The organism is Streptomyces sp. NPDC002742 (assembly GCF_042888885.1).
In the GTDB taxonomy this organism is placed as follows: Bacteria; Actinomycetota; Actinomycetes; order Streptomycetales; family Streptomycetaceae; genus Streptomyces.
The window spans coordinates 148,517-168,702 of sequence record NZ_JBIAQF010000010.1 but is presented as its reverse complement, the minus strand read 5'-3'; the positions used below and the strand labels follow the sequence as shown (position 1 = coordinate 168,702).

The 20,186-nt window shown below is 71.8% G+C and carries 11 protein-coding genes; 1 reads left to right on the top strand and 10 read right to left on the bottom strand.

The annotated features are described in order from the left end of the window. Positions 1-5 precede the first annotated feature (5 nt). The 6 genes from ACFYW8_RS19840 to ACFYW8_RS19815 all read right to left on the bottom strand — a co-directional run bounded on the left by ACFYW8_RS19840 (position 6) and on the right by ACFYW8_RS19815 (position 13,502). Positions 6-2,018, bottom strand: coding sequence for a succinic semialdehyde dehydrogenase (locus ACFYW8_RS19840; RefSeq protein ID WP_389076716.1), 2,013 nt, complete (start codon positions 2,016-2,018; stop codon positions 6-8). Between the two features lie 217 nt (positions 2,019-2,235). Beyond that, complete coding sequence (locus ACFYW8_RS19835) at positions 2,236-3,900, bottom strand: serine/threonine-protein kinase (RefSeq protein WP_389076711.1); 1,665 nt, start codon at positions 3,898-3,900, stop codon at positions 2,236-2,238. Positions 3,901-3,961: 61 nt separating this feature from the next. Continuing rightward, positions 3,962-5,698, bottom strand: coding sequence for a serine/threonine-protein kinase (locus ACFYW8_RS19830; RefSeq protein ID WP_389077257.1), 1,737 nt, complete (start codon positions 5,696-5,698; stop codon positions 3,962-3,964). Between the two features lie 188 nt (positions 5,699-5,886). Then, positions 5,887-9,051 (bottom strand): protein kinase, encoded by a 3,165-nt coding sequence (locus ACFYW8_RS19825; protein ID WP_389076706.1) that lies wholly within the window; start codon positions 9,049-9,051, stop codon positions 5,887-5,889. Between the two features lie 168 nt (positions 9,052-9,219). After that, on the bottom strand, positions 9,220-11,403 hold the full coding sequence (locus tag ACFYW8_RS19820; protein ID WP_389077253.1) for a serine/threonine-protein kinase: 2,184 nt from the start codon (positions 11,401-11,403) through the stop codon (positions 9,220-9,222). A 392-nt stretch (positions 11,404-11,795) separates the two neighbouring features. Beyond that, the gene (locus tag ACFYW8_RS19815) at positions 11,796-13,502 is read right to left on the bottom strand and encodes a glycerol-3-phosphate dehydrogenase/oxidase (protein WP_365870811.1); all 1,707 of its coding nucleotides are present in this window, start codon (positions 13,500-13,502) and stop codon (positions 11,796-11,798) included. A gap of 271 nt (positions 13,503-13,773) precedes the next feature. Between ACFYW8_RS19815 and ACFYW8_RS19810 the strand changes: the two genes are divergently transcribed. Then, a complete protein-coding gene (locus tag ACFYW8_RS19810; RefSeq protein ID WP_365870812.1) occupies positions 13,774-14,982 on the top strand; it encodes a nucleotide sugar dehydrogenase in 1,209 nt (402 codons plus the stop codon). Positions 14,983-15,138: 156 nt separating this feature from the next. Here the strand turns inward: ACFYW8_RS19810 and ACFYW8_RS19805 are convergent, their stop codons facing one another. The 4 genes from ACFYW8_RS19805 to ACFYW8_RS19790 all read right to left on the bottom strand — a co-directional run bounded on the left by ACFYW8_RS19805 (position 15,139) and on the right by ACFYW8_RS19790 (position 19,820). Beyond that, a complete protein-coding gene (locus ACFYW8_RS19805) occupies positions 15,139-16,263 on the bottom strand; it encodes a GuaB3 family IMP dehydrogenase-related protein (RefSeq protein ID WP_328553915.1) in 1,125 nt (374 codons plus the stop codon). 138 nt (positions 16,264-16,401) lie between these two features. Beyond that, positions 16,402-17,907, bottom strand: a complete 1,506-nt coding sequence (guaB, locus tag ACFYW8_RS19800; protein WP_365870813.1) for an IMP dehydrogenase — start codon at positions 17,905-17,907, stop codon at positions 16,402-16,404. 457 nt (positions 17,908-18,364) lie between these two features. Beyond that, the gene (locus tag ACFYW8_RS19795) at positions 18,365-18,940 is read right to left on the bottom strand and encodes a sigma-70 family RNA polymerase sigma factor (protein WP_315903658.1); all 576 of its coding nucleotides are present in this window, start codon (positions 18,938-18,940) and stop codon (positions 18,365-18,367) included. Positions 18,941-19,208: 268 nt separating this feature from the next. Beyond that, positions 19,209-19,820 carry a response regulator transcription factor gene (locus ACFYW8_RS19790; protein WP_003948568.1) on the bottom strand — a complete coding sequence of 204 codons (612 nt, stop codon included), beginning with the start codon at positions 19,818-19,820 and terminating at the stop codon, positions 19,209-19,211. Positions 19,821-20,186: the final 366 nt, after the last annotated feature.

The following is a 20,186-nucleotide window of genomic DNA, read 5'->3' as shown; positions in this document are numbered from 1 at the left end:
GTGGGCTAACGCAGCCGGAACGCCTTCATGAGCTTCAGGCTCCGGCTCATGAACGCCGCGTACTTCTCGTCGTCCATGCCGAGGGACGGCGCCATCGGCAGCAGCCTCTGATGGGCGACGGTCTGGGCCTCGGTGTACTTGAGGATGCCCTCGGAGCCGTGCCGACGGCCGAGGCCGGAGTCCTTCATGCCGCCCATGGGCGACTGGACGCTGCCGTACGCGGGCGCGTAACCCTCGTTGACGTTCACCGTGCCGGTCCGCAGCCGGGCCGCGACCGCGCGGCCGCGCCGCCCGTCCTTCGTCCAGACGGACGAGTTGAGGCCGTACGACGTGGAGTTGGTGAGCTCGACGACCTCCTCCTCGGTCTTGAACCGGTAGAGGGAGACGACGGGCCCGAAGGTCTCCTCGGCGCAGACGGCCATCGGGGCCTCCACTCCGTCGAGGATGGTGGGCTCGTAGAAGTACGGGCCGATGTCGGGCCGGGCGACACCGCCGGCGACGACCCTGGCCCCCTTGGCGACGGCTTCCTCCACGTGCCGCGTCACGGTCTCCAGCTGCCGTTCCCCGACCAGCGAGCCCATGTCGGCCCCGTACGCCAGGGACGTGCCGAGGCGCATGGCCCGGGTCCGGGCGGCGAACCGCTCCGCGAAGGCGTCGGCGATCGACTCGTGGACGTACAACCGCTCGATGGAGATGCAGAGTTGACCGGCGGAGGAGAAGCAGGCACGGACGGCCCCCGCGGCGGCCTTGTCGAGATCGGCGTCCTCCAGGACCACCATGGCGTTCTTGCCGCCGAGTTCGAGGGAGACGCCGACGAGACGGGCGGCCGCGCCCTGGGCGACCTCGCGGCCGGTCCGGGTCGAACCGGTGAAGGAGACGTAGTCGGCGTGCTTGACGACCTCGGGTCCGACGACCGGCCCGTCGCCGATGACGACCTGGAAGATCTCGGCGGGCAGCCCGGCCTCGATGAGCAGGTCACGCGCCCACAGGGCGGTGAGGCAGGTCTCGGTGTCGGGCTTCATGACGACCGCGTTGCCCGCGACGAAGGCCGGCAGCGCGTCGCCGACCGACAGCTCCAGCGGGTAGTTCCAGGGCGCGATCTGCCCCACGACACCGCGCGGGTGGCGCAGCTCGGTGACCTTGGTGAGGGTCGGGACCGCGCCGGTGTGCCGCTTGGGGCGCAGATACGAGGGCGCCTTGCGTCCGTAGTGCCGCGCGGCGACCACGACGGCCTGGACCTCTTCGTGGGCGTGCAGCCGGGCCTTGCCGGTCTCCAGCTGGATGAGGTCCAGTACCTCGGCCTGCCGGGCGAGCACGAGGTCGTGGAAGCGGAGCAGGACGGCGGCGCGCTGCCGTACCGGGGTGGCCGCCCAGGCGACCTGGGCGGTGCGGGCCCGCTCGAAGGCCTTCTCGACGTCCTCCGGGGTGGACTCGGGCACGTCTGCCAGCTTCTCGCCGGTGAACGGTGTGTGGTTGGCGGTCCGCCCGGAGCCGGCCACTCCCTTGGTGAGCTGCGCGACGAGTTCGGGGGTGACCACATCGGCGGCGGTGCGGGCGCCGGCCGGGGCGGGGGCGAGGGGGTTGGTGCCTATGGCACCGGGGGTACCGGCCCCGTCCGCACCCGCGGCGCTGTCAGCGGCCAGGGCCTCCGCGACCTGGGCGGCCTCGGCCGGACCGGCCGTTTCCGCGGCGGCGGGCTCCTCCCTGGACACGGCCGTTTCCGCGGCGGTGGGCTCCTCCCTGGACACGGCCGTTTCCGCGGCGGTGGGCTCCTCCGTGACAACGGCCGTTTCCGCGGCGGCGGGCTCCTCCGTGACAACGGCCGTTTCCGCGGCGGCGGGCGTTCCGTCCGTATCCGCGTTCGTCCCGGCCTTGTCGTCCGCGTCGGCCGCCGCGTCGACGGCGGACGTCAGGTCCGTGGCGGTCGGCGCGCTCACGCCTGCCGCCGCTTCGGTACCGGCCGTGTCATCGGTGCCGGTGTTTTCCGTGGCCTGCTCCGCGGCCTGCGAGTCCGTCATGAGCCGCAGGGTATGCCCGCTCGCTCCCTTTGGGTACCCGTCGGTAATGGCCTTTCACGGAGTACTCACACAACGCCAGTGATCACTGGCAGCAAATAGGCTGATCAGGGCGTTGTCGGCCGGGCGATCACCGGAGGATCGACGGGACCCGAGGACCGACCGAGGCGGCGGGTATGTCGCCCATCGCGGGACTACGGGCTCCACGAGGGGACGGACGTCACGCGGCCACGAACGTGTCCACCGCCACGTCGAAGTACTCCTTCGCCTCCGTCACGCTGCCGACCGGTGCGGAGACCCAGACGTCGTACATCCGGCCTCCTTCCTCCCAGCACAGGTCGTAGGTGTGCCGTGGGCCCTCCGACTTGGTGAAACCGTTCCAGGTGAACTCCCAGAGGGCGGCGGGGTGTCCGTCGTGGGCCGTCCGGGCGACCGTGCCGTCGCGGTAGCCGGGATTGTTCGCGGGCCCGTCGGCGTCCGCCCTGCGCATCACACCGAGCGGACCGCCCGTCTCGGGATCGGCCACCTTGATGCCGATACGGAAGGTGTCACCCGGTGACATGTAGAAGATCCGCTCCCCCTGCGGATCCCGGGTGAAGCCGTCGGGCACGGCGAGCGAGAAGCCGTTCGGATCGGGCGCGGTGCGATAGCCCGAGGGCGCTGTGCGGGGAGTGGCGGCCGACGTCTGGCGCCGGGTCACCGTGACGGTGGGGTCGGCACTCCTGGGCGGGGCCGAGACCGTGCCGGACACGGAGGACGACGTGGTCGGCGTCCTTGATGTGGACGCCGTACCCGATGTGCGTGAGGTGGCGGGCGAACTCGACGAGGCGGGTTTGCCGTCACCGCCGCCGCCCATCAGCAGCGCGGCCGCGGACACCCCCGCTCCGGCCATCGCGGCGACCAGCGCGGCCGCCACGAGGAGACTGCGCGTGGACTGCCCGGGCGGGTGGTCCACCGCGTCGGCGGGGTGGCCCTGAGAGGGCTGGGGCGCGGGTCTGTGCAGGGGGATGTCCCGCCGCGTGGGCGTGTACGGGACCGCCAGCCGCGGTGTCCGGCCGGTGTCCCGGAACGCGCGCAGCATCCGCTCCGCCTCCGCCGCGTCGAGCCGTCGCTCCGGATCGCGCTCCAGCAGCCCTCGTACGACGGGCAGAAGCGGCGCGGCCTGGGCCGGCGGACGGATCTCGTCGACGACGACCGCGTGCAGGATGCCGCCGAGCGAGTCCCGGCGGAAGGGCGACGCCCCGCTCAGCACCGTGCACAGCAGCGCGCCGAGCGACCACAGGTCGGACTCCGGGCCGGTCCGTGCCCCGGCCATCCGTTCGGGCGCCGTGTACTCGGGCGAGCCGACGAACGCGCCGGTCTCCGTGAGCGTCGTCGCGCCCGCGACCTGGGCGATCCCGAAGTCGGTGAGCACGATGCGGTCGGTGCCCGCTTCGACGAGGACGTTGGCGGGCTTGAGGTCACGGTGCAGGACACCCGCCTCGTGCGCGCGGCGCAACGCTCCGAGCAGGTCGATACCGATGCGGGCGGCCTCGCGGGCGTCGACCGGCCCGTTCGCGGAGATCCGTTCGGCGAGCGAGCCGCCGTCGATCAACTCCATGACGATGTAAGGACGTTCGTCGTCCTCGACGACGTCGTGGACGACGATGATGTGCGGGTGGTGCAGTTGCGCCACGGCCCGCGCCTCGCGCAGGGTGCGGTCGCGCTGGAGCCGGGCCTCCTCCGCCGAGAGCGAGTCGTCGAGGACCAGTTCCTTCACCGCGACCCGGCGGCCGAGCAGTTGGTCGGTCGCACGCCAGACGACGCCCATGCCGCCCCGGCCGATTCTGGCCTCCAGCCGGTAACGACCCGCGATCACACGGACGTTCTCCCCCTCGGTCCCCATGGGTCCATCATGCCCCACCGGACGGAGACCCTCCGGAGCGGTGACGACGCCGTAGGTGTTATCAGGCCTTGGGATTCCAGCTGCGCAGGATCACCTTGAACTGCTTGAGCGCGGTGTCCCAGTCCGCGACGGGTGAGGACATGTAGATCGCGTACTCGACGCCGTTCCGGCCGAGGTAGGTCTGCTCGATGGCGCGACGCGGCCCGGGGAACGGCGTCTGATTCGGCAGCGCGGTCCAGGTGAAGTCCCACAGGGAGCCGTGGCAGTCCCGGAACGTGTCCGCCTCGAGGCTCACCCGCGCGTAGTCCTGGAGCTTCGTCAACTGCTCCTCCAGATCCTTCTGGTGACTGTACGGATCCGGGAAGTCGGGCGAGTCGTCCACGGCGATGCGGACGAAGTGCTTGCCGCCGTCCGGGGTGTAGTCGACCTGGGAGCCGTTGGGCTTGCGCTTCCAGTTGTCGCCGGGGAGGGCGATGCTGAAGCCGTCGGGGTCGTTCACGGGTACCCAGTTGGCGGGGAGGGTGCCGACGATGGTCCCCGCCCGGCCGCTGGGACCGTCGGTGGCGCCGCCCTTGTTCCCGCCGGTCGAAGCATCGTTGTTCTGCCGCCAGTTGTCCGCGTACCGCATGGCGACGGCACCGCCGCCGCCGACCAGCGCGGCCATGACCAGGACGAGGGCGATGGTGCGGCCCCGCCGGCGCTTGCGGGGCTCGGGGCCGGGCGTGAGCTGGTACATGGTCCCGGCGGGACCGCCGCCCTGGGGCGGGGTCGCTTGCGCGGTGACGCCGGTTCCATGGCTGTGGTCGCCCGCGGTCGGTGCGCCGTAGGACGGACCGGTGTGGCCGGCACCCCCGTGGTTCTGACCATCGTGGGTTCCGCCGCCATGTGTCCCGGTCCCCGGTATCCCACCCCCGTGGGCAGGGTCGTGCCCGCCGCTCCTGTCCACATGTTGTGTCGGCACATACGCCTGGGCCGTCCTCGGGCGGCGGCCCTCCGCGGCCTCGGCGAGCATCTCCTCGGCCTCGTCCGGACCGGGGCGTCCCGCGGGGTCCTTGCGGAGCAGAGCGACGATGACGGGCTCCAGCACACCGGCGTTCTGCGGGGGCGTGAGCTCCTCGTCCACCACGGCCTGCATGGTCGACAGCGGCGACGTGCGCCGGAACGGCGACCGCCCCTCCACCGCCGTGTACAGCGTGGCCCCGAGGGCCCACAGGTCGGAGGCCGGACCGGGGTCGTGGCCGCGCACCCGCTCGGGCGCGAGGTAGTCGACGGAACCGACGATCTCTCCGGTGCGGGTGATGGTCGTGTCGCCCTCGACCTGCGCGATCCCGAAGTCGGTGAGCAGCACGCGCCGGTCGGACGACAGCAGGACGTTGCCCGGCTTCACGTCCCGGTGCAGCACCCCGGCCGCGTGCGCGGCGCGCAGCGCGCGCAGCACCCACAGCCCGATCCGCGCCGCCTCGGCCGGTTCGAGACGACCCTGCTCCTTGACCTCGTCGGCCAGCGAGTTGCCCTCGACCAGCTCCATGACGATCCACGGCCGGTTGTCGTGCTCCAGCACGTCGTGCACGGTGACGACGGCCGAGTGGTTGATCCGGGCCGCGGCCCGCGCCTCGGCATGGGTCCGGGCGAGCAGCCGTGCCAGGTCGCTCTCGGCCACGTACAGCGCGGCTGTCAGCTCCTTGACCGCGACCGCGCGGTGCAGCACCTCGTCATGGGCGCGCCAAACCCGGCCCATGCCACCGCTGCCGATGGAGTCGACAAGCCGGTAGCGGCCCGCGAGGAGCAGGCCCTGCATCTGATTCACGTTTCCCCGCAATGGTATTGACAGGGTCAGACTAAAGAGCGGTGCCCACCCTGGGAACAAGCGGGGTCGTACGGAGACCGCACTGTGACGGTTGTCCCTTCCTTGTACGGAAGGGAACCGTTTGGCGTTCAGATGCCCCCGCCTGCTGAAACGCGGCGTCCGGCGCGCAACAGAGGTGTTCAGCCGGTGACTTGGTAGGTCGACGAGGCCTGCTCGTACAGCCGTGTCACCTCGTCGCGCTCGGCATCCGGGCCGCGCACCTGCACCACGTGGTAGTGCCCGCCGACGAGGATCGCGAGGTTGCGCACGTAGAGCGAACGCCCCGCTGAGTCCTGCCAGGTGAACTGGCCCTCGGCCATCACCTTGCCGCCCACGTCGATCCGCCGCATCCCGCTGGAGGTGGCCCAGGTCGAGTCACGGAAGGGCTGCAACTCCTTCTCGTTCTCCCGCTGGTAGGTCATCGGGTCGCTGCCGTACGTGGCCGTGCCGTCCCGCCCGGGTACGACGATGAGCTCGAAGTCCCCCTGGGAGTAGACGACCTGGCCGCTGCCGTTCCTCGGCGAACGGGTCCAGCCGCTCGCCACGGCGACCTGGAATCCCTCGGGGTCCTTGCGGAGTGTGAACCCCTGGGCGACGTTCGGGTCGCCGGTGGTGTGCGAGGACGTCGAACTGGACTTGCTCGACGGGCTCTTGCCGGGGTCCGGCGAGGTCTGGTCGGGGCGGGGCTCGCCGCTCGCCGTCGCGTCGCCGCCGGTGTCGGGGGTGGGGTCGGCCTGTCCGGCGGCGCCGGTCCGCCCCTCGCCGGTGCCGCTCCGGTCCGACTTGGGCATGAAGACCACGGCGTACGCGACCGCCGCGGCCAGCAGGAGCAGGATCAGCAGGAGCAGGTTCCGGCCCAGTCGGCGGGGTCCCGCCGAACTCTCCGGCCTGGCGCGCTTGTGTCGGGCGTGCGGGCCGGTCGCGGGCAGCCCGGCGCGGCGCCTGCGGACGAGCTCGCCCCGGCGGCGCACGATCGGCAGCCGGCTCGGGTCGACGGGCGGCGCGGGCACGACATGCGTCCCGGCCTCGGGCTCCGGCGCGGACCGCACCAGGGACCGCAGCCAGCCGCGCAGTTCCTCGAAGTCGAGCCGCTCGGTGGGGTCCTGGCGCAGCAGCGACTCGACGACGGGCCGCAGCGGCCCGCACTCCTCGGCGAAGGCGGGCGGCTCCGCGCACACCAGCTGCACCAGCTCGGCGGTGCTCTCCTCCGGGTAGGGGGCGTGTCCCTGGACTGCGCGGAAGAGCAGCGCGCCCAGCGCCCACAGGTCGGTCGCCGGTCCGATCGGGGCGGCCAACTGCCAGTTCTCGTGCACCGGTCCGGCCTGCTCGGGCGCCCAGCGCTCGGTGACCGGTCCGACCACGGCCATCCGTGCCTGGCGGGCCCGCTCCGCCGCGAGCGCGGTGGCCGGTCCTCGGCGCGGTGGCGTCCCGACGGCCGGTTCACCCCAACCGCCGCCGCGGCGCTCGGGGTTGCGTGGGGCGGGAGCGGGGCTCTGCGGGGTGCCGGGAACCCCGGTGCGGCCGGGGGCCGGAGAAGCGCCGGGCAGGCGGGCCCGGCCGGAGTCCGTGAACCCGCCGGGGTGACCGGGTGCTTGGGTGCGGCCGGAAGCCTGGAAGCCGCCGGAGAACCGGCCGTTGTCCGGAACTCCGTCGTTGTCGCCGGGCCGTCCGGGAGCCGGGACTCCTGGACGGCCGCCCTGGCCCGCGGTGTAGGGCGCCTGTCCGGGCGCGAGCGCGGGGTTGTCGTACCCCGTCACGCCGGGGGCCGGCCCGCCGCCCGCTCCCGCTCCCGATCCCGAGGGGAGCGTGGGGCGACCTTGGCCGTTGTCTTCGCCGACCGCTCCGGCGGGGCGCGGCTGAACTCCGTGCCTGCTGATGCCGCCGACCCCGTACGGGTCGGCTATCTGCCCCGGAGGGGCGGTGTGAGGGCGCTGCCGGGCCCCTTGGCCGGGCAGCTGCGGCGGGGCGTAGCCCTGGGCTTGTGTGGAGTGCGGGGAAGCGTCGTACGGGCTGTCCTGGCCGGTCCGCGCGGAGGCGTCGTACGGGCCGTCCTCGCCGGTCCGCGCGGAATGCTGGGAAACGTCGTACCGGCCGTCCTGCCCGGTCCGCGCGGAATGCGGGGAAGCGTCGTACCGGCCGTCCTGCCCGGTCCGCGCGGAATGCTCGCCGGGTGCCGAGGGCCGGGGCGCCGGGAGGGCGAGCGGATCGCCTCGCTGGTCCCCCTGGACGCGGGCGGCGGCACGTGCTCCGGCGCGGTACGCGGCGATGGCTCCGGCGCGTGCGGCACGGATGTCGTCCCCGGCGTCCTCCGCTCCCCCGGCCGCCTCCGGTCCGCCGCCCTGCCCGGCCGCTCCCGCCGGACGGCCCGGCCCCGCCGGTCCGCCCGCTTCGAGCGCACGGGGGCCCCGGCCTGCCGTGGGCATCCCCGAATCCGGTGTTCCCTGCTCCGCGCGGGCCTCGATCGCCGCCCGGCGGGCCGCTTCGGCATCGGCGCCGCTCGTGGCCGCCACGGCGACACCGCGCGCGGCGCCGCCGAAGCCGATGCCACCGGCGGGACCCCGTCCGCCCGCGGCGCTCGGCCCGCCTCCGGTGGCATCCCGGGCAGCGCCCGCCCCGGCCGGACCGCCGTTCCCCGGCTGTCCGGCGCGGGAGCCGGACCCGGACCCGGGCTCAGTCGTGAAGTCGTCCTCCGGCGCAGGAACCGGGTCGTACCCGCACAGCGCCTCCTCGGCCGCGCCGGCCGCCAGTCCGGTGAGCAGGACGCGGCCGTCGTCGCACACCAGCACCGTGCGCACGGTGATGTTCCGGTGCACCCATCCGTGCGCGTGCAGGACCCGCAGCGCGGTGAGGACGTCGGCGGCGACCTCGGCGGCGCGGTAGGGGCTGAGCGGCCTCTCGGCGAGCAGCGCGGCCAGCGGCCTCGCGGGCACCAACTCGCTGACTATCCACAGCGACCCGCCCTCGGCGAACACGTCGAAGACCTGGTCGAGCCGGGGATGGTCGGGGATCTGCGCGGCGGCCTGCGCGGCCTCGATCGCGCGCCGCACCGCGGGTTCGGCGGGCCGGCGCGTGGTGCGGGCGGACGCCCTCCGCACCCCGCCGTCCCGGGCCACGAATCCGTCGGGCAGCCCGTCGGCGTCGAGCACCTCGGCCTCGACGACTTCCGGCAACGGCACCTGCCGCACCAGGACTTCCTGCCCGCTGTAGGTGTCGAAGGCCCGGCTCTCGGCGAGTTCGTACTCGTCGGCCGGTGGCAGAGGCAGGCGGTAGCGGTCGGCGAGTACCCGTCCCGCATAGTCGTCCACGATGCTTCCCCCAGCCGACCGGTTGGTCAATTCCGTTCGCCGTGCGTTCCGTTGTGGCTTCGTTCGGTCCGCAACCACTCACGATACGTGCCCGAGGCAACCCGCAGAGCGGTGATGCGAGATCTCGGGCTCCCTTCGTGGCGGAACGTCACCGCGGCGAGCGGTACGTCACGACTTCGGCTGGAACGTCTCGGTCAGCGTCGCCCAGGTGCTCTTGCGCAGAGCGCTGTCCCACGCGGATGCCGTCGCCGTGTACATCAACGCGTACCCCTGATGCGGGTTCACGACGAAACCGCGGTCGATCGACCGGTACTTCGTGCCCCCGTCCACATAGGTGAATTCCCAGTCGGCCGTGTTCCAGCCGCGGTAGTCCACTTTCTCTATGCGCACCTTCGAGTACTGGGAGCGTGTCATGTACCGCTCCTGGTTCTTCCAGTCCGCGACCGGGTCGTCCTTGGGCGTGGTCGTCCAGCCGACGAGGAGCTTCTGCCCGTCGGGACCCGCGAACCGGGCTCCCGCGGCGTCCTGGGACTGGAACTTCCACCCCTTCGGGAGCCCGATCGAGAAGCCCTGGCCGCTCCTGTACGTCGTGACGGCGGTGGAACCCGATCCCGAGCCCGAGCCCGGCTCCTTGCCGTCACCGCTCGACCCGTCCGACGTGCTCGCGCTCGCGTCCGTGCCCGAAGACGTGTTCGCGCCGTCGTCCGAACCGGAGCCGGAGCCCGACTTGTCGTCGTTGTCGGTGTGCGCGGCGTCGCTGCCGCTCTTGCCGCCGTCCTTGCCACTGCCGTTGCCGCTGCCGGCGGTCGCTCCGCTGGAGGCGGTCGCCTTGCCGCCGTTGCTCTTGCCGCTGTTGGAGCCGTCGCCGTCCCCACCGCCGAGAGTGAGGGCCAGCACGATGCCGATCACGACCAGCGCCACGGCCACGGTGAGGATCACCAACGTCCGCAGCGGCACGACATCCGTCAGCGAGGCCTTCGGCGCCGGGCGTGCCGGACGCTCGGGGGCCACCGGCCATCCGGACCCGGAGGCACTGCGTGTACCGGCGGCACCCGCCGCTCCGGCACCTCCGGCCGAACTGGAGTTCACCGACGTACCGTCACGACCGCCCGCCTGGCCCGGGACGGACGGCGCACCGGGGGTGGCCGAACCCGCCGAGGCGGACGGCACAGAGGTGCCGCCGTCCGGCCCGGTGGACCCCGCACCCGTGCGCGGGGAGGCCGTTTCGGCGGCTCCCTCCGCCCGGGAGGAGTCCGAGCCGCCGGCCGTCCTGGCGCGGGTCGCCGCCGCCGAGGTGGCCGCCGCGGTGGCGGCCCCGGCCGCGGTCGCGGCCTTGCGAACCGAACGCAGGGCCCCGCGCAGCCGCTCCGCGGGTTCCTCGCCCTTCCTGGCGCCGGAACCGAGGCCGCCCGCACCCCGGCGGCCCGGCTCTTCCGGCAGCGGCGGCATGGCCACGACCTTCGTCGCGTCCGGCGGCTCCGGCACGCTCCGCTCGGGCTCGGGCGCGCGCAGCACCTCGTTGAGCATCGCCCGTGCGCCCGCGTCGTCGAGCCGCTGCTCGGGATCCTTGGCGAGCAGGCCGTAGATCACGTTCTCCAGCGGGCCCGCGTTCTTCGGCTGTTCCACCGGCTCGGTCATCACGGCGGTGAGCGTCGCGATCGCGGAGCCCTTGTCGTACGGCGGCACGCCTTCGACCGACGCGTACAGCAGACCGCCCAGCGACCACAGGTCGGCCGCGGGTCCGGGCTTGTGACCGCGTGCCCGCTCCGGCGAGATGTAGGAGGGCGCGCCGACGAGCATGCCGGTCGAGGTGATGGACGGGTCGCCCTCCACCTGCGCGATACCGAAGTCGGTGAGCACGACCCGGCCGTCATGGTCGATCAGCACGTTCGACGGCTTCACGTCCCGGTGCAGGATGCCCTCGCTGTGCGCCGATCGCAGCACGTCGAGGATGGCCAGGCCCACCTCGGCGGCGCGCTTCGGCGTGAGCACTCCGTCCTCGCGGATGGCCTCAGCGAGGGACTTGCCCTCGATGAGCTCCATCACGATCCACGGCCGGTTGTCCTCGTCGACCACGTCGAAGACCGTCACCGCGCCGTTGTTGCGGATCCGCGCGATGGCCTTGGCCTCCCGCAGCGTGCGCGTGATCAGCCGGCGCTTCTCGTCCTCGTCGATGGCCGACGGGAACCGCAGCTCCTTCACGGCGACCGTGCGGCCCAGGGTCTCGTCCTCGGCGCGCCACACCGTGCCCATGCCGCCGCGGCCGAGAACATCCCCCAGCCGGTACCGCCCGGCGAGGAGACGTTCGCTCTTGTCCTGACGGGATGCTCCCGCCCGCTCCGCCTCCGACATGCGTCCCCTCATGCAACCCGCCCTGACAGAGCCTCCATTGTCCCTCACCCGACAAGTGGCCGACGCCCAGGGGCCCCCTGGAACCGCAACAGCTCATCCAGTGAGACGCCCGGACCCCGCCGAGAGCTCGCCGACGACCGCGTCCCGCACCCGCCGACCGCTCCGCAACCGGGCTCCCGCATGTCCGTCGCACCCGGCCGCCGGCGCGGCCGGGTGCGACGTCCGTCGTCTCTTCACCTTCCGGCCGGACACGGACGGGGTCGCGGACTCGACGCTCGAACATGCCTGGTTCGCCGCCGAGTTGGGGCCCCCGCACCTCGTAGAACGGCCGGGGAGCGAGCGAGGATCCCAGGTCACCGCACCCGTTCGAGTGACGTGGCCGCAACCGGCGGTCAGAACGGCACGATGTCCGGCGCCCCCAGCCGAGCCGCGTCCGCCGTCAGGTCGTCCGGCTGGCGCTGGGACTCCCGCTCGGCCTCGACCCGCTTCTCGTAGTGTTCCACCTCGCGCTCGATCTGGTCCTTGTCCCAGCCGAGGACCGGCGCCATCAACTCGGCGGCCTCGCGGGCGCTGCGGGTGCCCCGGTCGAAGGTCTCGATGGAGATGCGGGTGCGCCGGGTCAGGACGTCGTCCAGGTGGCGGGCGCCCTCGTGCGAGGCGGCGTAGACGATCTCGGCCCGGAGGTAGTCCTCGGCGGCCGGCAGGGCATCGCCGAGGGACGGGTCCTCCGCGATGAGGTCGAGAAGCTCCTCGGCCATCGCCCCGTACCGGTTCAACAGGTGCTCCACACGCACCACGTGGATGCCGGTGCGCGCCGCGATCCGCGCTCGCGCGTTCCACAGCGCCCGGTAGCCCTCGGCCCCGAGCAGCGGGGTGTCCTCGGTGACGCACTCGGCGACGCGCTGGTCGAGGCCGTGCACCGCCTCGTCCACGGCGTCCTTGGCCATCACCCGGTAGGTCGTGTACTTGCCGCCGGCCACCACCACGAGTCCCGGCACCGGGTGGGCCACGGTGTGCTCGCGCGACAGCTTGCTGGTCGCGTCCGACTCCCCGGCCAGCAGCGGCCGCAGCCCCGCGTACACCCCCTCGACGTCGTCGCGGGAGAGCGGCACGGACAGCACCGAGTTCACATGCTCCAGCAGATAGTCGATGTCCGCGCTGGACGCCGCCGGGTGGGACTTGTCCAGGTCCCAGTCGGTGTCCGTGGTGCCGATGATCCAGTGGCGGCCCCACGGGATCACGAACAGCACGGACTTCTCGGTGCGCAGGATCAGGCCCGTCGAGGAGTTGATCCGGTCCTTCGGTACGACCAGATGGATGCCCTTGGACGCCCGGACGTGGAACTGACCCCGCTCGCCGACCATGGCCTGGGTGTCGTCGGTCCACACACCCGTGGCGTTCACGATCTGCTTGGCGCGGACCTCGTACTCACCGCCCCCCTCGACGTCGCGCACCCTGGCCCCGACCACCCGCTCGCCCTCGCGCAGGAAACCGGTGACCCGCGCGCGGTTGGCGACCTTCGCGCCGTACGACGACGCCGTGCGCACCAGCGTCGCCACATAGCGGGCGTCGTCCATCTGCGCGTCGTAGTACTGCAGGGCGCCGATCAGCGCGTCCTTCTTCAAGGCCGGTGCGACGCGCAGGGCGTGGCGGCGGCTCAGATGGCGGTGGCCGGGCAGGCCCCGGCCGTGGCCGCGGGCCATCGACATGGCGTCGTACAGCGCGACGCCGGAGCCCGCGTACAGCCGCTCCCAGCCCTTGTGCTGGAGGGGGTACAGGAACGGGACGGGCTTCACCAGGTGCGGCGCCAGCCGTTCGAGCAGCAGACCCCGCTCCTTGAGCGCCTCGCGGACGAGCGCGAAGTCGAGCATCTCCAGATAGCGCAGGCCGCCGTGGATCAGCTTGCTGGATCTGCTCGACGTGCCCGACGCCCAGTCACGCGCCTCGACCAGGCCGGTGGACAGTCCGCGTGTCACGGCGTCCAGCGCGGTGCCCGCGCCGACCACGCCCGCGCCCACGACCAGCACGTCCAGCTCACGCTCGGCCATTCCCGCAAGTGACTCGGCGCGCTCCGCCGGCCCCAGTGTCGCTGTCCTCACCGCTGCCTCCCGCTGTTGGTCGCGCTGGCCGCACCTGTCCGGCGACGCCCGGCTCACATCCCCCCTGCCCAAAGTCTGACCGGCTTGCCCCTCATCGGCCACCGTCCGTCCGCAGCCTGTGGACAACTCTTGGCGACGCGTACGGAATCTTGATCGATCAATCCCACAAATCGGTCATATTTACTCCTAGTCTGACATTGCTCTCGCCCATCCTGTCCACAGGGCTTGCGCACCTGTCCCGCATCGGTTACTGGGAAGGACGGCCCACTCCATGCCCGCAGACCTCGCCGTCATCGGACTCGGTCATCTCGGCCTGCCCCTGGCCCAGGCCGCCGTCGCCGCCGGCATCTCCACCCTCGGCTACAAAACGGGACCGGAGGGCGGCTCCCTCACGCCCGCGGAACTGCGCCGGATGCTCTCGGGGGGCTTCCGGCCGGCCACCAACCCGGCCGAGCTGGGCCGCGTACGCACCGCCGTCATCTGCGCCCCGACCCCACGGGGCGCGGACGGCACCCTGGACCTCGGCCAGCTGGAGGCGGCGGCCCGGACCCTGGCCGCGCGGCTGCGCCCGCACACCACGGTGATCCTGGAATCGCCCGTGCACCCCGGCACCACCGAGGACTTCCTCCGCCCACTCCTCGAAACCGGCTCCGGCCTGCGGGCGGGGCGCGATTTCCACCTCGCCTACTCACCCAGCCGGGTCGATCCCGGCAACCGCGATTTCACCCCCGCAGACACACCGAAGGTCATCGGCGGCCTCACCCCGGCGTGCACCGAGTCGGCCGCCGCCTTCTACGGGCGGCTCACCGACAAGGTCGTCCGCGCGCGTGGCCCCCGCGAGGCGGAGACCGTGCAGGTCCTGGAGACCAACTTCCGGCACGTCAACATCGCGCTGGTCAACGAGATGGCCGTGCTCTGCCACGACCTGGGCGTCGACCTGTGGGACGTCATCCGCTGCGCGGAGACCAAGCCGTTCGGATTCCAGGCGTTCCGGCCCGGTCCGGGGGTCGGCGGACACGGGATCGCCCAGGACCTCGGCGGCCCGTCGGGGCGCCCTCTGCGGATGGTCGAACTGGCCCAGCAGGTCAACAACCACATGCCCCAGTACGTCATCCAGCGCGCCGCCGCGCTGCTCAACGAGCACGGGAAGTCCGCCCGCGCCGCGCGCGTGCTCCTCCTCGGCGTCACCTACAAGGCGGACATCGCCGATCAACAGGGCGCCCCCGCACATGAGATCGCCGTACGCCTGCTGGAACTCGGCGCCTCCGTCAGCTACCACGACCCGCACGTCCCGGCCTGGAGCGTGCTCGGGCGGCCCGTACCCCGCGCCGACTCCCTCTACGAAGCCGCGGCCGACGCCGACCTGACGATCCTGCTCCAGCAACACCGCACATACGACCTGCAAGGACTGTCCGTCAAGGCCCAGCTCCTCCTGGACACCAGGGGGGCAACCCCGACCGGGGCCGCACACCGGCTCTGAGCCGAGGAAATCCCGGCGTTCCGGGGCCCCCGCGGGCCGGTCTCCGAGGACGCCCGTGACGGGCGTCCGACCAGAGGGCCTCGTACGGAAGGGCCCGTCCACCGGGGGGTGGACGGGCCCTTCCGTACGAGGTACGCGCCGGTGCGGCCGTGGTGACTACCTCTTGTGCTGGGAGTCCGCGACCGTCACCTCGACGCGCTGGAACTCCTTGAGCTCGCTGTAGCCGGTGGTGGCCATGGCACGGCGGAGGGCGCCGAAGATGTTCATCGAGCCGTCCGGGATGTGCGACGGACCGGTGAGGATCTCCTCGATGGTGCCGACGGTGCCGAGGTCGACCTTCTTGCCGCGCGGCAGTTCCTCGTTCACCGCCTCCATGCCCCAGTGGTGTCCGCGGCCGGGCGCGTCGGTGGCTCGCGCGAGCGGGGAGCCCATCATCACGGAGTCGGCGCCGCAGGCGATGGCCTTGGGGAGGTCGCCGGACCAGCCCACACCGCCGTCGGCGATGACGTGCACGTACCGGCCGCCGGACTCGTCCATGTAGTCGCGGCGGGCCGCGGCGACGTCCGCGACGGCGGTGGCCATCGGGACCTGGATGCCCAGCACGTTGCGCGTGGTGTGCGCGGCGCCGCCGCCGAAGCCGACGAGGACACCGGCCGCGCCGGTGCGCATCAGGTGCAGCGCCGCGGTGTACGTGGCGCAACCGCCGACGATCACCGGGACGTCGAGCTCGTAGATGAACTGCTTCAGGTTCAGCGGTTCGGCGGCACCGGAGACGTGCTCGGCCGAAACCGTCGTACCGCGGATGACGAAGATGTCCACGCCCGCGTCGACGACGGCCTTGGAGAACTGCGCCGTGCGCTGCGGGGACAGGGCGGCGGCGGTGACGACTCCGGAGTCGCGCACCTCCTTGATGCGCTGCCCGATCAGCTCCTCCTTGATGGGAGCCGCGTAGATCTCCTGGAGACGGCGCGTCGCCGTCTCCGAGTCCAGCCCGGCGATCTCGTCCAGCAGCGGCTGCGGGTCGTCGTACCGCGTCCAGAGGCCTTCCAGGTTCAGGACGCCGAGGCCGCCCAGCTCGCCGATACGGATCGCGGTGGCCGGGGAGACGACCGAGTCCATCGGGGCGGCCAGGAAGGGCAGCTCGAAGCGGTACGCGTCGATCTGCCAGGCGATCGAGACCTCCTTCGGGTCCCGCGTACGGCGGCTCGGGACGACGGCGATGTCGTCGAAGGCGTACGCCCGGCGGCCGCGCTTGCCGCGCCCGATCTCGATCTCAGTCACGTTGTGGCCTTTCCCTCTTCGCTTCTGCGCCTCCCAGTATCCCCGACGCCTACGACAAGGGCGGCCCCGGAACCTCCGGGGCCGCCCTTGTGGCGGGTCTCAACGCGCGCGTGGAAGACCGTTCAGGTGTACGGGTGACTACTTGAGGCGGCTGTAGTTCGGCGCCTCGACCGTCATCTGGATGTCGTGCGGGTGGCTCTCCTTGAGGCCCGCCGAGGTGATCCGGACGAACCGGCCCTTGGACTCCATCTCGTCGATGGTGGCGGCGCCCACGTAGCCCATGGTCTGGCGCAGACCGCCGACGAGCTGGTGCAGCACGTTGGCCAGCGGGCCGCGGTAGGGCACCTGCCCCTCGATGCCCTCGGGCACCAGCTTGTCGTCGGACGCGACCTCCGCCTGGAAGTAGCGGTCCTTCGAGTACGACCTGCCCTGCCCACGGGACTGCATGGCACCGAGGGAGCCCATGCCGCGGTACGACTTGAACTGCTTGCCGTTGATGAAGAGCAGCTCTCCGGGGGACTCCTCACAGCCCGCCAGGAGGCTGCCGAGCATCACCGTGTCGGCACCGGCGGCCAGCGCCTTGCCGATGTCGCCGGAGTACTGCAGACCACCGTCGCCGATCACCGGGACACCTGCGACACGGGCCGCGAGGGCCGCTTCGTAGATGGCGGTGACCTGCGGGACGCCGATACCGGCGACCACACGGGTGGTACAGATCGAGCCGGGGCCCACACCCACCTTGACGCCGTCGACGCCGGCGTCGATCAGGGCCTGGGCACCGTCACGGGTGGCGACGTTGCCGCCGATCACGTCGACGTTCACGCTCGACTTGATCTTCGCCATCCAGTTGAGCGCGTTGCTGTTGTGCCCGTGCGAGGTGTCGACGATCAGGAAGTCCACCCCGGCCTCGGCCAGCGCCTGAGCGCGCTCCAGGGCCTCGGGGCTGGCGCCGACGGCGGCACCCACCAGCAGGCGGCCCTCGGCGTCCTTCGCGGCGTTCGGGTACTTCTCGGCCTTCACGAAGTCCTTGACCGTGATGAGGCCCTTGAGGACGCCCGCCTGGTCGACCAGCGGAAGCTTCTCGATCTTGTGGCGGCGCAGCAGTTCCATGGCGTCGGTGCCGGAGATGCCGACCTTGCCGGTGACCAGGGGCATCGGCGTCATGACCTCGCGCACCTGGCGCGAACGGTCGGTCTCGAAGGCCATGTCACGGTTGGTGACGATGCCGAGCAGCTTGCCGTTGCCGTCGGTGACGGGGACGCCGCTGATGCGGAACTTGGCACACAGCGCGTCGGCCTCGCCCAGCGTCGCGTCCGGGTGCACCGTGATCGGGTCGGTGACCATGCCGGACTCCGAGCGCTTCACCAGGTCGACCTGGTTGACCTGGTCCTCGATGGAGAGGTTGCGGTGCAGTACACCGACGCCTCCCTGCCGGGCCATGGCGATCGCCATGCGCGACTCGGTCACCTTGTCCATCGCCGCGGAGAGCAGCGGGATGTTCACACGTACGTTGCGGGAGATGCGGGACGAGGTGTCGACCGCGTTGGGCAGCACCTCGGAGGCGCCCGGCAGCAGCAGCACGTCGTCGTAGGTCAGCCCGAGTGTCGCGAACTTGGCGGGCACTCCGTCGACGTTGGCAGTCATGACACCTTCCCCAAATGGCCTTGATCGGTGCGGATGTCCATGCTAACGGGAAGCATGGCTCTCTCATTCCACGGTTGAGGGTGGGCTTCGGCTTCGTATGTTCGTACGGGTCACGGTGCGTCCCCGTTCAGACCCGTGTCCGGAGCGGGCGCCGAGGCCCCCGCCCGGACCGCCCCGCCTGGGCGGCCTTCGTCGGCCGGCACCTCGCCGTCGTGCCGGAGGGGGAGGCGACGTCCGTCCCGGGCGAGCCGGTCCGGCGTCACCGGGGGCCGCCACCTTTTGCCTGCAATTTGCGGAGGGAAAGGGATCCGGAGTGACGGTGCGCAGGCCACCGGGCCGCCTCGCCGAGCCCCGGAGGGCATCACCGGAACGTGGCACTCCGGCGGGATCCGGTCGGCGCGTCGGGAACATGCCGCCCAGGTCGCGTCGCCGCGACCGGACCGCGTTCCCGGCGTTCCTACTGCTCCGCCAGTGCCCGCAGCCGGCTCAGTGCCCGGTGCTGGGCCACCCGGACGGCACCCGGCGACATTCCCAGCATCTGGCCCGTCTCCTCGGCCGTGAGGCCCACCGCGATACGCAGAAGGAGCAGCTCGCGCTGGTTCTCGGGGAGGTTGGCCATGAGTTTCTTGGCCCATTCGGCGTCACTGCTGAGCAGCGCGCGCTCCTCGGGGCCGAGGGAGTCGTCGGGCCGCTCCGGCATCTCGTCGGACGGGACGGCCGTGGACCCCGGATGGCGCATCGCGGCGCGCTGGAGGTCGGCGACCTTGTGCGCGGCGATCGCGAAGACAAACGCCTCGAAGGGGCGCCCGGTGTCCTTGTAGCGAGGCAGCGCCAGGAGAACCGCGACACAGACCTCCTGCGCCAGGTCCTCCACGAAGTGCCGCGCGTCCCCCGGAAGCCGGGACAGACGGGCGCGGCAGTAACGCAGCGCGAGCGGGTGTACATGGGCGAGCAGGTCGTGTGTGGCCTGTTCGTCACCGTCGACCGCGCGATGGACGAGCGCACCGATCCCCGTCGTCTCGTCTTCACGCATCGGTCCATGGTGCCTTGGCGTCGTCCTGTCCGTGGCACCGCGTCCATAGTTGTGCACCGAAGCGTTATGAGCAGGTGCGCCGGAACTCATCTCCTGCGCCCTCCCCTTCCGCTCGACCGACTTGTCCCCAAGGAACTCCACACCTCAAGGATGCGGCATCCGCCGGGAAACGGGGATCGGACACCGCAGAGGCTCTCTCCGAGGGCCCGGCCCCACCCGCCGTCCGGCGGGCAGGGACTACTACCGTCATACCCTCGAGACGGCTCACCTAGCGGACCAGGCCCCACCGGAATCCGAGCGCGACGGCGTGCGCCCGGTCGGAGGCGCCGAGCTTCTTGAAGAGCCGCCGGGCGTGCGTCTTGACCGTGTCCTCGGAGAGAAAAAGCTCACGTCCGATCTCCGCGTTCGAGCGGCCGTGGCTCATTCCTTCGAGGACCTGGATCTCACGCGCGGTGAGGGTGGGCGCTGCGCCCATCTCCGCCGAACGCAGTCTGCGCGGCGCGAGCCGCCAGGTCGGGTCGGCGAGCGCCTGGGTCACGGTGGCGCGCAGCTCCGCCCGTGAGGCGTCCTTGTGCAGATAGCCGCGGGCGCCGGCGGCGACGGCGAGTGCCACACCGTCCAGGTCCTCGGCCACGGTGAGCATGATGATGCGCGCACCGGGGTCGGCGGACAGCAGCCGCCTGACCGTCTCGACGCCGCCCAGTCCGGGCATACGTACGTCCATCAGAATCAAATCCGAACGATCGGCTCCCCAGCGGCGGAGGACTTCCTCGCCGTTGGCCGCCGTCGTCACGCGCTCGACACCGGGCACGGTCGCGACCGCACGGCGGAGCGCCTCTCGGGCAAGCGGGGAGTCGTCGCAGACGAGGACGGATGTCATGACCGTCCTCCGCAGCTGATGCGCGTCACCTTGAGCCTCCAGGCTGTTACGAATCGTCACCTGTGCGGTCGACACTCGCAGGCGGATATGACCGCCTACCCGAGCGCTTGTTCCTTCAACCGCCTCAGCCATCTCAACGATGGTCACTCGAAAGAGTTACGGGGCAGTCAGCCGTCATCGGCACTGTACGTGAGGGGTCGGACACGGTGCAGACATGCGCGCCGACCCTCAACGTTTCATCACAACCCGTGCCCCATTTGGCCTCTTTTCTTCCCATTTGCTGGTGTCTGAGGCTAGATTCGCAATGAGTCATATTTTCATCTCCTTAGATCGTAGATGTACGGTCGGTGGGCACAGAGCAGCCCA

Coding starts and splice junctions, on each gene's coding strand:
- ACFYW8_RS19840 (WP_389076716.1), bottom strand. CDS start 2,018: ATGACGGACTCGCAGGCCGCGGAGCAGGCCACGGAAAACACCGGCACC.
- ACFYW8_RS19835 (WP_389076711.1), bottom strand. CDS start 3,900: ATGGGGACCGAGGGGGAGAACGTCCGTGTGATCGCGGGTCGTTACCGG.
- ACFYW8_RS19830 (WP_389077257.1), bottom strand. CDS start 5,698: ATGCAGGGCCTGCTCCTCGCGGGCCGCTACCGGCTTGTCGACTCCATC.
- ACFYW8_RS19820 (WP_389077253.1), bottom strand. CDS start 11,403: ATGTCGGAGGCGGAGCGGGCGGGAGCATCCCGTCAGGACAAGAGCGAA.
- ACFYW8_RS19810 (WP_365870812.1), top strand. CDS start 13,774: ATGCCCGCAGACCTCGCCGTCATCGGACTCGGTCATCTCGGCCTGCCC.
- guaB (WP_365870813.1), bottom strand. CDS start 17,907: ATGACTGCCAACGTCGACGGAGTGCCCGCCAAGTTCGCGACACTCGGG.
- ACFYW8_RS19795 (WP_315903658.1), bottom strand. CDS start 18,940: ATGCGTGAAGACGAGACGACGGGGATCGGTGCGCTCGTCCATCGCGCG.
- ACFYW8_RS19790 (WP_003948568.1), bottom strand. CDS start 19,820: ATGACATCCGTCCTCGTCTGCGACGACTCCCCGCTTGCCCGAGAGGCG.